13 protein-coding genes are annotated in these 14053 nt (G+C 40.8%); 6 read left to right on the top strand and 7 right to left on the bottom strand.

Annotated features, from left to right (window positions below):
* Positions 1 to 53: 53 nt before the first annotated feature.
* The 3 genes from HUX68_RS01455 to HUX68_RS01445 all read right to left on the bottom strand — a co-directional run bounded on the left by HUX68_RS01455 (position 54) and on the right by HUX68_RS01445 (position 3505).
* Positions 54 to 1367, bottom strand: a complete 1314-nt coding sequence (locus tag HUX68_RS01455; RefSeq protein ID WP_174612980.1) for an ABC transporter substrate-binding protein — start codon at positions 1365 to 1367, stop codon at positions 54 to 56.
* Positions 1368 to 1386: 19 nt separating this feature from the next.
* Complete coding sequence (locus HUX68_RS01450) at positions 1387 to 2376, bottom strand: LacI family DNA-binding transcriptional regulator (RefSeq protein WP_174612979.1); 990 nt, start codon at positions 2374 to 2376, stop codon at positions 1387 to 1389.
* A 268-nt stretch (positions 2377 to 2644) separates the two neighbouring features.
* Positions 2645 to 3505, bottom strand: coding sequence for an AraC family transcriptional regulator (locus HUX68_RS01445; protein ID WP_246206589.1), 861 nt, complete (start codon positions 3503 to 3505; stop codon positions 2645 to 2647).
* Positions 3506 to 3775: 270 nt separating this feature from the next.
* Here HUX68_RS01445 and HUX68_RS01440 point away from each other — a divergent pair, with 270 nt between their 5' ends.
* The 4 genes from HUX68_RS01440 (at position 3776) to HUX68_RS01425 (ending at position 7311) form a co-directional block, all read left to right on the top strand.
* A complete protein-coding gene (locus tag HUX68_RS01440) occupies positions 3776 to 4342 on the top strand; it encodes an RNA polymerase sigma factor (protein WP_174612978.1) in 567 nt (188 codons plus the stop codon).
* On the top strand, positions 4332 to 5093 hold the full coding sequence (locus HUX68_RS01435) for an anti-sigma factor (RefSeq protein ID WP_174612977.1): 762 nt from the start codon (positions 4332 to 4334) through the stop codon (positions 5091 to 5093). Before HUX68_RS01440 ends, HUX68_RS01435 begins: the two co-directional genes overlap by 11 nt.
* Before the next feature lie 168 nt (positions 5094 to 5261).
* Positions 5262 to 6617 (top strand): copper amine oxidase, encoded by a 1356-nt coding sequence (locus HUX68_RS01430; RefSeq protein ID WP_174612976.1) that lies wholly within the window; start codon positions 5262 to 5264, stop codon positions 6615 to 6617.
* A 31-nt stretch (positions 6618 to 6648) separates the two neighbouring features.
* Positions 6649 to 7311 carry a class F sortase gene (locus HUX68_RS01425; protein WP_174612975.1) on the top strand — a complete coding sequence of 221 codons (663 nt, stop codon included), beginning with the start codon at positions 6649 to 6651 and terminating at the stop codon, positions 7309 to 7311.
* Between the two features lie 90 nt (positions 7312 to 7401).
* Here HUX68_RS01425 and HUX68_RS01420 read toward each other — a convergent pair whose 3' ends face one another.
* Positions 7402 to 9066, bottom strand: a complete 1665-nt coding sequence (locus tag HUX68_RS01420; RefSeq protein WP_174612974.1) for a restriction endonuclease — start codon at positions 9064 to 9066, stop codon at positions 7402 to 7404.
* 328 nt (positions 9067 to 9394) lie between these two features.
* Here HUX68_RS01420 and HUX68_RS01415 point away from each other — a divergent pair, with 328 nt between their 5' ends.
* The gene (locus HUX68_RS01415; RefSeq protein ID WP_174612973.1) at positions 9395 to 9724 is read left to right on the top strand and encodes a YolD-like family protein; all 330 of its coding nucleotides are present in this window, start codon (positions 9395 to 9397) and stop codon (positions 9722 to 9724) included.
* A 29-nt stretch (positions 9725 to 9753) separates the two neighbouring features.
* Here HUX68_RS01415 and HUX68_RS01410 read toward each other — a convergent pair whose 3' ends face one another.
* Positions 9754 to 10464, bottom strand: a complete 711-nt coding sequence (locus HUX68_RS01410) for a class I SAM-dependent methyltransferase (RefSeq protein ID WP_174612972.1) — start codon at positions 10462 to 10464, stop codon at positions 9754 to 9756.
* Positions 10465 to 10609: 145 nt separating this feature from the next.
* Here HUX68_RS01410 and HUX68_RS01405 point away from each other — a divergent pair, with 145 nt between their 5' ends.
* Complete coding sequence (locus tag HUX68_RS01405) at positions 10610 to 12421, top strand: M3 family oligoendopeptidase (protein ID WP_174612971.1); 1812 nt, start codon at positions 10610 to 10612, stop codon at positions 12419 to 12421.
* A 32-nt stretch (positions 12422 to 12453) separates the two neighbouring features.
* Here the strand turns inward: HUX68_RS01405 and HUX68_RS19385 are convergent, their stop codons facing one another.
* Both HUX68_RS19385 and HUX68_RS01400 read right to left on the bottom strand, forming a co-directional pair.
* A complete protein-coding gene (locus HUX68_RS19385; RefSeq protein WP_281355664.1) occupies positions 12454 to 12579 on the bottom strand; it encodes a hypothetical protein in 126 nt (41 codons plus the stop codon).
* Between the two features lie 512 nt (positions 12580 to 13091).
* Positions 13092 to 13910, bottom strand: a complete 819-nt coding sequence (locus tag HUX68_RS01400) for a DUF4037 domain-containing protein (protein ID WP_174612970.1) — start codon at positions 13908 to 13910, stop codon at positions 13092 to 13094.
* Between the last annotated feature and the right edge of the window lie 143 nt (positions 13911 to 14053).

The raw sequence follows: 14053 nt of genomic DNA, 5'->3' as shown, positions 1-14053 counted from the left end.
ATCTTAAATGCACATTAGCCTTCAGATTGGTTGAAGGCTAATGTTTTTAAGTTTTATTTCAACGCGGCTTTCAGTTCTTTTTCCATGTTTTTAACAGCTTGTTCAACCGTTACCTGTCCGGCAATAGCTTTTGATACGGAAACCTGAATGATTTCAGATATTTCCTGATAGTTTGGTGCTACAGGACGGGATACGGCAGCGTCCAACCCTTTTACAAATTCCTCATTCTTAAAAAATGGATTGGCTTCCAGTACTTCGCTGTCTTCAAACAATGGTGTATAGCTTGGTGCCTTACCACCCTCAATTGCCATGATTTTCTGTCCTTCAGGTCCTGTCAGATACTTCAAGAATTCCCAAGAAGCCTGCTTATGTTCGGAATACTTGTTAATTGCAGCCATCCAACCGCCTAATGCTGCTGCTGATTTTTCATCACCGGCTGGTAGCGGTGCTACACCGACTTTTCCGGCAACCTCTGATTTTTCTTTGTTATTAGCAAGTGCCCACTGGTATGGCCAGTTACGGATAAACGCAGATTCACCTTCAATAAAAGCCGTTTCTGATTCCACTTCCGTAAACGTCGTAATATTACCTGGAACATAATCGGAATTCGCTATTTCAACAAGCTTCTTAATACCTTGAATGGTATCGTCACTATTAATTACCACTTCACCTTTTTCATTGAGAATCTGACCGCCATAAGAAGCGATAAACTCAACTGCGTTACAAACCAACCCTTCATATTGTTTTGCCTGAAAAACATATCCAAAATCAGTACCCTTTTTGCCCTTGAGTTTTTTAGCCTGTGCCGTCAGTTCATCCCACGTTTCCGGTACTTTATCCACAAGATCCTTGCGGTAAAACAACAAACCTGCATCCACGTACCGAGGCATTGCCCACTGCTTACCATTAAACTGAGCGGCACTTAAGGCGCCTTGATTATATTTGCTCAAATCAACATTATCCTTTTGAATAAACCGATCAAGCGGAAGTGTATATCCTGCCTGTGCAAATTCCGCCGGCCAGACAACATCAATGTCAAATACATCAATTTCCGACGACTTCGCGTTAAGCATCGTTACATAAGCATCGTGCTGCTTGCCACTGTCAGCGGGCATTTCCCGCAGTTCTACTTCAATGTTCTCATGACTTTTATTAAACGATTCAACAATCTTTTGCGTTGCACCGGTAGTATCCCTTCCTCTGGCATAGACAAGCTTCACTTTCTCCTGACCTGATCCGTCTTTTGCCTGTTCTCCTTCACTTGCATTTCCTTCACTTTCCCCGCCTGATCCCCCACTGCACGCTGCTAGTGCAGCTGTGAGTATCAGCAACAATGCCAAAAACGTTAAACTTTTCAATAGCTTCATGATTCTTCCTCCCCATTAATTAAGTGGAACCCCGCTCAACCAGGTGCAGCGGCAGCAGGATTAATTCTTCGTCCATTCCGCCCGTACCATGCAATAACTCAACCATTACTTCCATTGATCGTTTGCCAATTTGATCTACTGGCTGATGGATTGTCGTTAATCCCGGTGTAACCAGACCCGCAATTTGCTGGTCATCAAACCCCATAACTGCCAGTTCATCCGGGATTTTCACACCCAGGTGTCCGGCTTCACTAATAATGCCTGCAGCCACTTCATCACTTCCGGTAAATACTGCATTTGGGCGATTTTCCATTTCCATGATCTCCCTTAAAAGACGTCTGCCGTCTTCCACCAATGAAACGCCGGTGAACATCCAATCCTCAGGAAATGGAAGTCCCGCTTCATCCAACGCGTAAAAAAAGCCTCTTTGTCGATCTGTTACCAGTCCGGACAGGTTATTCCCCCGGCATTTGGCAATTTTATGATACCCCTTGTCTATAAGATGTTTCGTACCGATATATGCGCCTTCAAATTGATTCAAACGAATAATCGGAACTTCTGCCCTGTCGTCATATTCGTTGCAAAAAATGATGGGAGCAAAATTCGTATAATCCTTTACCTCATCCCAATCATTTTCCAAAGAGGCTAAAATCACACCATCGATTTGTTTTGTCTTAACCAGATCCAAATAGACCAGTTCCCGCTGTTTATCATACATCGTCTGACATACCACCAACTGCAATCCATTGTCGGCAGCTATGTTTTCCATGACTTCCACCATTTTGCTGAAAAAAGGATTTGAAATTCGCGGAATCAACACAGCAATCGTTTGCGTTGTTTGCTTCCGAAGCCTTTGGGCAGTCGAATTGGGAACATACAATAATTCCTCCATCGCCTTTTGAACCAACGCCTTTTTTTCTTCAGCAACATATGGATGATTGTTAAGTACTCTTGATACAGTTGTTTTTGAAACTCCAGCTAATTTTGCAACGTCCTCAATAGTCGACATATTTACGCTAATGAATACCCCCTTCTAATTTCCGCGTAATATGAAACCGATTTCATAAAAGAACCAAATAAAAACGATTACATAACATCAAACAGTATGAAATCGATTTCAATGACATTATATACTAGATTTCGTCTGAGTTCAACATGATTTTTAAATTTTCACAATTAGGTGAATTTACTGTTTTGCGATTGGGGACTTTATATAGATTACTGCGGCAATAAAATAGCTAAAGCACAGGAACTGCTGCCCCTGTGCTTTTTTCATATCACTTTTTTATCGGTATCCAGACCTCACTGTAGTAATCCTTAGACCATGGATCGCCATCACTTGGATATACCTCTATCTCGGGACCAGACTCATGCTCATATCCGGTTGCAGGAAACCACTCGGAAAAAATGCGCTCCCACACCTTTGGCATCGCATCAGGCATCGCACCGTGTACCGGAAAAACTGCCCATGATGCCGCAGGAATTTCTGCTTTCTGCCAACCGGCCGGGATTTGATCAATTGTTTTCTCTGCCCCGATAAGATACGTCAAATTTTCCTGCTGCTCATCAAATTTCAGACATATCCCCAGCAACCCCAGCGAACCACAATTTTTTGCCAGCTCATCGGCAAAGCCATTCTGATTCGACTCTATCCAGAAATCAGAAATGTTACGGTGATTTTCCCCTCCTATCGTTGATGTTTGAATACTTTTTCCGATAACTGTGAATGCTTCTTTTTCGACAATCCGGTAATCCATTTCCACATCTCCCTTTAGTTGAATTTGAAAGGAAATTTTCGGATAAGCCTTCAACGACTGACTGTTTTTTCTCGCCGCTGTTGGACTGATTCCATGAATGCGTCGGAACGCTTTAGCGAAAGACTCCGGACTCTCATAACCATATTTTATCGCAATATTAATTACTTTTGCCCCGGAATGAACCAGCTCCTGTGCCGCTACCGTAATGCGCCGGTTCCGGATATATTCACTCACGGTATAGCCTGTCAGCATACTGAACATGCGCTGAAAATGAAACTTGGACATGCAGGCGCGCGCAGCAATATCTTCTATTTGAAGTCTATTGTCCAGATTCTGCTCGACATACTCAATGGCATCCAGCATTCGTTGAAGTCCATCCAAATGACTCTCCCTCCTTACAACAATCAGTCTATCAACGATATGTCATTTAATCCTGTTCATCCGTGCTCGTTTATGACCGGTACTTGTTAAATGGTTGATATTTTGCTCACAACAGTTGATGTTCTAATTTTAATTCTAACCTTCATCTTATCCTACCACATAAAATTCCTGAAAGTTGATCCAATCCCCATTTTTGTACGTTTACTATACATGTTCTTCCGATATTTAGTATGGTATGCTAATGAATATTCGGCTTTGAAGGAGAATGTTATGCAGAATACGGATAATGAACTATTTTACCGCATACAGAACAAGGACGAAAAAGCGTTGGAACAAATGTATGATCGTTATGAAAAACTTTTATTCTCCTTTTCCTATCGAATGACCAGCAATAAATTCCTTGCAGAAGAAGCTGTACAGGATGTGTTCACGAAGATATGGACACAAAAAGCACATTACGACGATGGAAAAGGAAAATTTTCATCCTGGATTCTGACGGTCACCAGAAATGCATGTATCGATCTGGTCCGAAAGCAAAAAGAAACACCATATGAATTTGAAGACAGAGATTCCATGCATGCACAGGATCCGACTCCGGAAGAATCCATTTTATGGAACGAATGCAGCGAAGTAATCAGGGAATGTATCAACCAATTGAAAGAGGAACAGCAGGAGATTATTGAGCTGTTTTATTTTAAAAGCATGTCACAATCAAATATTGCGAAAACCTGCAATCTACCATTGGGTACCGTTAAAGGAAGGGTGAGACTGGCACTGAAACATTTAAATCAAATCCTTTCATCCAGAAAAGAGAGGGGGGTTCATGATGACATCTAAACACTGCGATCTACTGATTGATTATTTTAATAAACAACTGACACCTGAACAGGAAAAAGAATATGAGGAGCATTTAGCAGAGTGTGCGGATTGTCAGGAAGAATTGACGGAATTACAGCAGTTGACGAATGAACTTCCATACAGCAGCGAACCGATTGAACCTCCTGATGGAATGAAACAACGTGTGCTTTCCAACGTATTAAAGGAAGAAGAAACTCCTGCAAACACAGAGGAAAACGTTACGCCTCTCCCAACCAAATATGACACACCTAAACATGGCCGGAACAAATGGCTGAAACCTGCCATGGCTGCACTGTTGACAATATCACTTGTTGGAAATGGCGCGGCAGCGATTTATATATCAACGCAAAGTAATGAGCAGGAACCTAATCCAGATAACACGATAAATCTGGAAAATGTGCAGGCTATGATGGCACTGCAGGCGTCAGAAGGATTTAATGGCCAGGCAACTGCGATGATGGTAAACCAAAATGATGGATTGAATCTGATTCTGCAAGCCAATGATTTGCCACAGCTTGAAGGAAAGGAAACCTATCAGGTATGGGTGCTCGATGACGGCAAACCATATCGGGCAGGAAATTTCGTCCCGGATAATGATGGCTCCGGCAGTGTTTTCCATGCTATTGATTATAAAGGCGAGCATAATTGGGATACCATAGCGGTTACCAAAGAACCAAATGCAAACAGTCAAAAACCACACGGGGAGATTTTACTGAGTTCCCCATTATAAATAACGGAAACGTCCGTTTGAATATCGCAATTTCCCAAAAATTAATTTCCGGAATGCACGTATAACAGTGCATTCCGGATTTTTTATGATTTTTTTCGAAAAAAAATGATCCAAACTGAAATTTGCTCCGTTAGCCTAGTAGAAAATAAAAAAAGGAGTGAAGTTTTCATGAATTGGAAAAAGGCAGCAGTAACCGTACCATTAAGTGCAGCATTATTATTTTCGGCAAATGGAGGTCTGGTAAATGCGGAAACCATGGACAGTCAGCCATCTGTTGATACGGCAGCAGTGGACTTAAGGGCAAACCTGGGACACCTGTTAAGTGAACATGCATTTTTGGCAATTGAAGCTATGCGCAATGGAGCAGCTGGAACGGAGGATTTCAAAGCATCCGTTTCCGCACTGAAAGCAAACACGAAAGATTTAAGCAATGCGATTGCATCGGTATATGGTGATGACGCCGGTAAAGCATTCCAGAAAATGTGGTCCGAACATATTGGGTATTTCGTTGATTACGTCAATGCAACGGCAGAGGGTGACAAACAAGCAAAACAAAAAGCGCTGGATGAACTTTCCCAGTACCGGAAAGACTTCTCCCAGTTCCTTGAAAAAGCAACTGGTCAACGTTTGGAAGCAGGATCACTGGCAGAAAGTCTGCAAATGCATGTTAACCAATTGATTGGAGCATTTGACAGCTATGTAGCTGAAAATTATCAAAAAGCTTACCAGCATGAACGCGAAGCAATTGCCCATATGCATATGGTGGCAAAAGGACTTTCATCTGCCATAGTGGATCAGTTCCCGGACAAATTTAACAACACAATGGCCGTTACACCGGCAGCCAATTTGCGCGCTACATTGAGTAAACTGCTTTCCGAGCATGCCGGACTGGCAACAATTGCCATGCAAAATGGAATTCAGGGTGCACCTGATTTCAAGGCATCAACGAAAGCATTGAGCGGCAACACGGATGACCTGGCAAGCGCGATTACATCGGTATATGGTGAGGAAGCAGGCCAGGCATTTGATAAAATGTGGTCTGAACACATCGGCTATTTTGTCGATTATGTTAATGCAACAGCAAAAGAAAACGAACAGGCTAAACAAAAAGCACTGGATAACCTGAAAATGTATCGAGAAGATTTTTCCGCCTTTATTCAAAAAGCAACTGGCGGAAATGTGGAAGCGTCTGTTCTTGCTAAAGGTTTACAGAAGCACGTAAACCAACTGATTGGATCGTTCGAAAGCTATGTGGAAGGTTCTTATAAGGAAGCATTCACACAAGCACGTGATGCCTATGGTCATATGTACGGAGCAGCCAAACTTCTGTCAGCCGGTATCGTGAGCCAAAACCCGGAAAAATTTGCATCCGACATGCCTTCTGAAATGCCAAACACCGGCCTTGGTATGCCAGCTGAACAGAACAATGACATGATGTGGATGTGGATTCTTGGTGCAGGACTGTTTGCATTGATCGGTTTAACTGCCGTATCCAAGTCCAAAACTGCCAACAATGATAAGTAATAACCATTCCCTAATGACTGGAGGACGTGCGATGCGAATATTAATCAGTATACTTGTACTGTCGCTTATGCTGATTGCCGGATGTGGTCAATCACAAAGCACAGACTCCAGTCAGACGGATACCGTTGATTCGAATACGGTGCAAAAAACCAATGAACAAAAGGTTTCTGGAAGCGAAGTAAGTAACAATAATAACAAATTAAATACGGCTTCATCAGGGATAGATATAACAAAACAGCAATACGGCATCACCCCTGAAACCATCAAAATTCCTGCAATCAACGTGGAATCAGAAGTAGAAAAAGTCGGGCTGCTGAAAAACGGACAAATGGCAGTGCCGGAGAATTTCCGTATTACCGGCTGGTATAAGCTGGGTCCAAAACCCGGAGAACGGGGCAGTGCTGTTATTGCGGGACACGTGGACGACAAAACGGGACCGGGTGTGTTTTTCAACCTGAAAGATTTACAAAAAGGTGATGAAGTAAAAATCAAGAACAAAGATGGAAAACGACTCGTTTTTGAAGTAGTCGGCAAGGAAATTTTTCCGATGGACGATGCCCCGGTGAAGCAAATATTCGGGTATACTTCCAGACGAATGCTGAACCTTGTTACATGCACAGGTCCGTTTGACAGATCAAAGGGTGGTCATATAAACCGGTTAGTCGTTTATACAGAATTGCAAACAGAGAAGTAGCTCATCAATCGCTGTCCTGAGATAAACCCCGTATCACAACTAACTGTGGTACGGGATTTGTTGTACTTATGTTTGACCATGTATATATTACTACTGATCATTCACTACCTTTTTCGCTTCCTTCAAATCAATTTTTGCCTTATATCCATGATTTTGAAGCATATGAAGAAGATTATTTCCATTTAATAGTGTTATCGGCTTATCCTTAGAAAATTTATATGCATCAGGTCCATAGTCAGCTGTTGAAACTAAAATCCCTTTTGTCGCCCCCTCGTTTAATACAGTACCATACAAATCTCTGACCGCGGAAACACCTACAACATTAGTATATCTTTTTGCCTGTATAACTATTTTACCACCTCTAATAGGATCTGGGTCAAAGGCAATTGCATCAACACCCCCATCTCTACTTGCTCTGGTAATATTAACCTCTCCTCCAGACTGATTAAATTCCTTATCAAACAACTCTCGAATTAAATGTTCAAAGTCCTGCCAATCCATAGCTGCCAAATTATCGGACTCACTCAATCCATCTCCCAAATCATACGAGGAAACAAACCTGGGATCATTTCGATCGATTTTTATAATTGGCGCAACGGGAGCAAGGCTATGTAACTTACTGCTTCCAATTCCCTTTAAGTTTTTAAAACATGCCTTTGGATCCACTTGTGAGAGATTAAGGTCCATTATCTCTTCTTTAGTCGCTTGTATACTTAACACACACGAATTAACTTCATTTCCAGTGCTTTTATCTATTGAATTAACCCAACCATTAAATACTATAGAATCAATTCCACTTATTATATCTGCTTCAAACAATTCATGAAGTGACCGTAAAGTAATCTGATATAATAAATTATCATACATTTTATTGAAGACAGAGTCAGAGAGAAATGCTTCTTTAAAATCGTCGCGGGATTGAACGTATTTAACCCCTTTTAATCTTGGCAATTCAATTGGGGCTGGCAAAGAATAATCAACAATTAAATTCTTGCTTTCCGGATTAAAATCAATATCAAATTCTTGTGGAAACTCCTTGGGGTATATTGAATTAGTTAAGACCATATCACAATAATCCACTATTGCTGTTGGGATCTTTTTTAAATAGTTTTCTTTCTGTATGTCTATAGCATGATTTTTCTCAGCCTGTTCTTGTAAAAACTCTTGTTTTTCATTTTCCCATATTTGCAACTGCTCTTTATAACCATTGTCTACCTCTTCATTTTCAGCTATTATTTGTTTCTTCTTCAGTTCCCAATTCCCATAATTCTCTTCAAAAAGTTTATCCATTTGCTCAATTTTATTTTCTTTACGTTTAGCAGAAAATCTGTCAAGTATATTGAGCTTCGGCTTATAGTCTGAGCTATTTTTGTCCGGTTCATCTGGGATATCAACATAGTTAGGTTCGTCAGGCTCTGGAATAGTGTACTCAGATGTATCCTTCAATGATTCCCAGTCAATTTTGTCGTCAATAGTTAATGTAAATGATAATGTATTTTCAATATTTTGTAACTGCTGTTCTGCTTCCTCTGTCAATTGCATAGCTAAGGCTTTTTTCTCCTCTTTTTCTCTGGCAGCCTTTTCCCTCTCTTCTTTTTTTCTTTCTGCTTCCAATTTTTTGTGCCACATCTCTTCCCATTGTCTTTCTTGTGCTAGTGCTTTTTGTTTAACAACCCTACGATCTGATCCCTTAATAATTCGATATTTGTTTAAACCGTCATGTTTTATTTCAACCTGATACATATTTCCAGCCATTCCTCATTCTCCTTTCCAAACAGCCTACCTGTTAATTTTTAAAAAATATGTAAACTTCTAGTTATATTGACCTACGAATATAATACCAAATATTCTGTTCAAAAATAATAATAAACATAAGCTATTAAATAATTAAATTGGAACTACTACTTAATGTATTAAAAATCGTTCATTATTATCAATGAATTTTAATACTTCCATGACTCCATATTAACAAATATGGTACACAATAAAATGGAACCCCCTACCCACTTATTGTACAACCAATTCACAATCCAAGAACGTTATGTTATAATCGAACAAACGTTCCGTAATGAAGGTGATATATATGATTAATGATCGTGGTTCAAAAAAGTGGATTGGTTCAACGATGATGATTCCTGAACATGTCCAGATGCTGAGGGAAATTTTTGCTGAGATGGAATTTAAGAAAAAACCCCTCATTGATGAGCAGCAGCGTGAAGAAATCGACATGAAGCTGCAATGCGCCATCCATAACGATCTTCCTGTTGAAATCGTATATTTCGCTGAACATGATTTTGCAGTAACAAAGGGAAAAATCAGCGAAATTAATATGGAGAAGAAAAGCTTATATCTAAAGCACTCTGCAACAAATAACATCTCTTTTGACAGTATTTTGGAAGTAACCGTGCTGTGAGCTCAGGGCGATTACTTCCATCGGTAAGTTTATTTCGTTGATGTGGCTTTGATAATTAAAAAATGCGGATTGGTCATGAGATACTGATAGGATTTAGCAGCCATTGCCTTCATTTTTGGCTGAGGAGTTGGTTCAATCAGCTGATCCAACGTAAAAAAACGCACCGTCTCCCCTATTATATCCTGCATTGGCCTGCGGTAAAAACTGACATCAATCGTGATGCTCGGCTTTTCCCACCTATCCGTTAAAAGATGCGTTTCAAAATAATCCTTGCATTGAAATCTTGAAAAATCCATGAACGGATGATGAACTGAAAACAGCAGGATCCCGCCTGCTTTCAAAACGCGGTTAAATTCCCTGAATGTCGCCGTCCAGTCCTGCAAATAGTGCAGTGTTAATGAACTGACGATGACATCAAAGGAATCATCCTCAAAGGGCAATGTCTTCTGCAAGTCATGACAAAGAATGGTCGCCCTGTCACCCAGTCGTATCCGGGCTTCTTTGACCATTTCCGAACTCACATCAATTCCGGTAACATCCGCACCCCGATCCACCAATTGTGCGAGGTACCATCCTGCCGAACATCCGGCATCAAGCACCCTTTTCTCGGATAAATCCTCAGGCAGTGCAGCCATCATCGCCGGCCGCTCGTAATATGCGTTATATGGACTCGCTTCATCAATATCATTCTGATACGTACCGGCCAGTTTGTCGTATGTATGTTTTGCTGAATCCTCCAATTGACTCACCTTCCCACGCAAAATAATATATGATTATTTTACCATAACAGCACCGGGCATGAACCCAAATCAGTCCTAGGAACGATACAGAAACAGTCGAATTGCTCTATAATAAGAATTACTGATATATGGGGGAGGAATCGAAATGAAGAACACGACGAATCAAACCTGGAATCTGGAGTCATTGTATCCGGGCGGGAAAGATTCCGAGGCATTACATAAACGAATAGCTCGGCTGAAAAGACAGATGGAATCATTACCGCTCAAAATAAATACCGTGGATACAGCAGACATAGAAAATATCGTCCATATTTTGCGGGAGCTTCAAACATTTTCAGCAATGGTCGAAGAACTGGACGACTATGTTTTTTGTCTGTATGCAGTCCACGTGAATGACCCGGTTGTTGAAAATTTAATGGAGGAAAGCAGCAAAATTCAGGTTGATTTTGAGACTATAAAACTTGATATGGATAGACTTCTTGCAAAAATATCGGAAACTGAGTGGAACGTACTTTTAAAAAATAAAGAAGTTCAGGGATATCAATTTTATTTAGAAGAGCGCAAAGGCAAATTAGAAGACAAACTTCCGGCAAAAATGGAAAAGCTGATTAACCGTCTTTCGATTAACGGATTTGCCGGCTGGGAAGATTATTATGAACAAGTGATGGGAAATCTCCGGATCCCGCTGGAAAAAGACGGTCAAACAGAAGAACTATCTGTTGAGCAGGCTTTCAGCAACGCCATGTTTGCCGAAAACCGCACATTACGAAAAAATTCAGCACGCGCACTTATAACAGTTTGTAAAGAGAATGCTGAAACATTCAAAACCGTTCTCAACCGGATCAGCGGGTACCGACTTGATACATACAATCTCCGCGGATGGAACAACCTGCTAAAAGAAGCACTCGACGAAAACCGCATTAACGAACAATCGATTCGGGCAATGCTGACAGCCATTAAGGACAACAGTGACGCTGCACAAACATATTACAAACGGAAAGCAGCCGTAATGGGACTTGATAAGCTAAACTGGTATGACACGGATGCTCCGGCATTTTCAAGCAACAAAACAATTTCCTACGATGAAGCGGCAAACATCATTATTACCCAGTACCATTCCTTCAGTGAAAAACTGGGAAAATTTGTGGAAAAAGCATTCCGTGAAGGCTGGATTGAAGCGGAAGACCGAAAAGGCAAAATGCAAGGCGGATTCTGTGCAAACATGACATACTCCAAGGAGAGCCGGGTTTTCCTGACCTTCAGAGGAACCTATCAGGATGTCGTCACAATTGCACACGAACTAGGGCATGCATATCACAATCATATTCTGCATGACGAACCTGAATTTGCCAGTCAAGTCAGCACCAGTGTTGCCGAGACAGCATCCACCTTCATGGAAAACCTGGTACTGGATGCCGCAATTGACCATGCAAAAAATGAAACGGATAAGCTTTCTCTACTCGAGCAAAAAATTATCAACGGCCTGAAATACCAGGTAACTGTTCCAGCAATGTTTCATTTTGAACAAAAGCTTTATGAAAAAAGAAAACAGGGGCTGCTGACAGTTGAGAAAATCTCCAGTTTAATGGAGAACGAATTTTCACAGATATATGGTGATGTACTTGATGAAACCAATCCATATGAGTGGATCACCATCCCCCATCTTTACGATACCGAGCAGTCATTTTACAATTTTCCATATACTGTCGGCTACCTGTTCAGCAATGGTATTTACGCATTGGCACAGGAACAAGGCAGCCAATTTCCTGACACATATGACGAGATACTGCGAAACACCGGCCGGATGACAGTTGAGCAACTGGCAGAGACATATTTAAACAAGGATATGAAAGAGAAGGAATTCTGGAATGCAGCATTGCAACCGGTGCAGGACGCGATTGAAACGTATCTGCAGTTGACGGAAAAGTATGTCGTCGCCCGTCCGTATAATTTTTAACAATGAATCAATGACGGCCACCCCACTGACTTTTAGGGGTGGTCATCATTTATACTATCCTTTTCATTAACAGGTTTACCCCAATCAAAACCCGATTCACCCATAAAATATAAGAAGCCCGCAGATGTCAAGACGACTAAAACAGCAATAAGACCCATTATTCCACCTCTTTTCTATACAATGCTGGTTTTACACTTGTCAAATTATGTTATAATATTCATTACAACTACGATAATGGAAGGAACGTTGTACAATGGATATTCTAGGAATTTCACAAGAAAATTTTGTTATTGGTCTTGTAATTGGAACAGTTCTTATAACTTCAGCCATAGCTGCCATCGTTGCTGTCATTGAAGCTGGAGACTAATTTTCAATTTGAAGGTTGCTTTATAGCAATCTTTTTCTTTCTTTGAGTGGAGTACATTTGCGATCTTTATAATGAAATCGTATCCTGCACGTTTCAGCCGGGGTTCGCACGTTTGAGTGCCGACTTCGCACATTTTCAGCCAGAGTTCGCACGTTTGGGCACTTACTTTGCACGTTTCGGCCGGACTTCGCTCGTTTGAGTGCCGACTTCGCACGTTTCATCCGAAGTTCGCATGTTTGGACACTGAGTTCGCCCAATTCAGCAGGACTTCGATTGTTGGGGGCGACTTCGCTTTTATTCATTTCACATATCCAGATTTCTCTTATGTTCAGTTATATCCAAATCAGGATGATGTTTCTTAATCAATACGATTACGTCATTAATTAATATTTCTAATTGGTATAAAGCCGTCTTGGGATCGCCTATCAAAATATTTGTCATTCTATCATATAGATTGTCCGGCTTAATCTGCATCTGCTCAATATTGTACTGCATCCACTTATAGACAGGATGTGAAACGTACATATGATTCAGGCCAAACAAAATACCAAATAGATTCTTTTGCACGCCGCAGATAACATCATATAGCATTAGCCAATCCTGTCGTTTTAATAGGGCCATACGATTATTCCATCGACTTCCCAGCGAAAGATTTTCTAAAATCATTTGATTGGAAAGACATATTGGATACGTCGCAACTCTATCTTTCAGTGTATTAATTTTTTCTTCCCCGAAGAGACTTATTCCATCATCAATAGACGCTGCAATACACTGTTTATCAACATCCGTTTCATATCCTTCCACCACCTCGGAGATAAAGTACTCAACCGTCACGGACAAGAAACTGCTTATTTCAAACTTGATGCCGTCTTGATCCAAAAAAGCTTCGGACCACTCTTTCTCTTCATATGGATGATACGATAAAATTGTACCGTTCACTTCATTGATGGGTTCCTGGCGATCATCATCTGTCGGAGCGGATGACCACAAAATATGTAATTCAATATCTGAAAACTCGTCCTGTAAATTCTTCGATACCGAACCAGCCAAAATAATAGCTTCTATCTTTGAATTTTTCCTGTAGATCCTGGACATATCAATTGCTTTTTGAAATAAATTCATTCTAACAAACTCCCAATTCCCTTTTGCATTCTTTTATCAGGGTATTTAATGCTCTGGTAAAAGCATTGGTTTTTTCTGTTCACCTGTTTTAAAATTTCCTGTGTAAACTTTACCAGCTGCTTCAAACCTCATTTTTATTCTAC

It is taken from the genome of Virgibacillus ihumii, from assembly GCF_902726655.1.
Lineage (GTDB): Bacteria > Bacillota > Bacilli > Bacillales > Amphibacillaceae > Lentibacillus > Lentibacillus ihumii.
The sequence above is the reverse complement of the archived record's forward strand: the minus strand, read 5'-3'. Positions and strand labels throughout refer to the sequence as shown.

What these genes read in the sequence shown, in the direction of transcription:
- HUX68_RS01420 (WP_174612974.1), bottom strand. Translation starts at nt 9,066, where the DNA reads ATGGCTGGAAATATGTATCAGGTTGAAATAAAACATGACGGTTTAAAC.
- HUX68_RS01415 (WP_174612973.1), top strand. Translation starts at nt 9,395, where the DNA reads ATGATTAATGATCGTGGTTCAAAAAAGTGGATTGGTTCAACGATGATG.
- HUX68_RS01400 (WP_174612970.1), bottom strand. Translation starts at nt 13,910, where the DNA reads ATGAATTTATTTCAAAAAGCAATTGATATGTCCAGGATCTACAGGAAA.
- HUX68_RS01430 (WP_174612976.1), top strand. Translation starts at nt 5,262, where the DNA reads ATGAATTGGAAAAAGGCAGCAGTAACCGTACCATTAAGTGCAGCATTA.
- HUX68_RS19385 (WP_281355664.1), bottom strand. Translation starts at nt 12,579, where the DNA reads ATGGGTCTTATTGCTGTTTTAGTCGTCTTGACATCTGCGGGCTTCTTA.
- HUX68_RS01450 (WP_174612979.1), bottom strand. Translation starts at nt 2,376, where the DNA reads ATGTCGACTATTGAGGACGTTGCAAAATTAGCTGGAGTTTCAAAAACA.
- HUX68_RS01435 (WP_174612977.1), top strand. Translation starts at nt 4,332, where the DNA reads ATGACATCTAAACACTGCGATCTACTGATTGATTATTTTAATAAACAA.
- HUX68_RS01405 (WP_174612971.1), top strand. Translation starts at nt 10,610, where the DNA reads ATGAAGAACACGACGAATCAAACCTGGAATCTGGAGTCATTGTATCCG.
- HUX68_RS01440 (WP_174612978.1), top strand. Translation starts at nt 3,776, where the DNA reads ATGCAGAATACGGATAATGAACTATTTTACCGCATACAGAACAAGGAC.
- HUX68_RS01455 (WP_174612980.1), bottom strand. Translation starts at nt 1,367, where the DNA reads ATGAAGCTATTGAAAAGTTTAACGTTTTTGGCATTGTTGCTGATACTC.
- HUX68_RS01425 (WP_174612975.1), top strand. Translation starts at nt 6,649, where the DNA reads ATGCGAATATTAATCAGTATACTTGTACTGTCGCTTATGCTGATTGCC.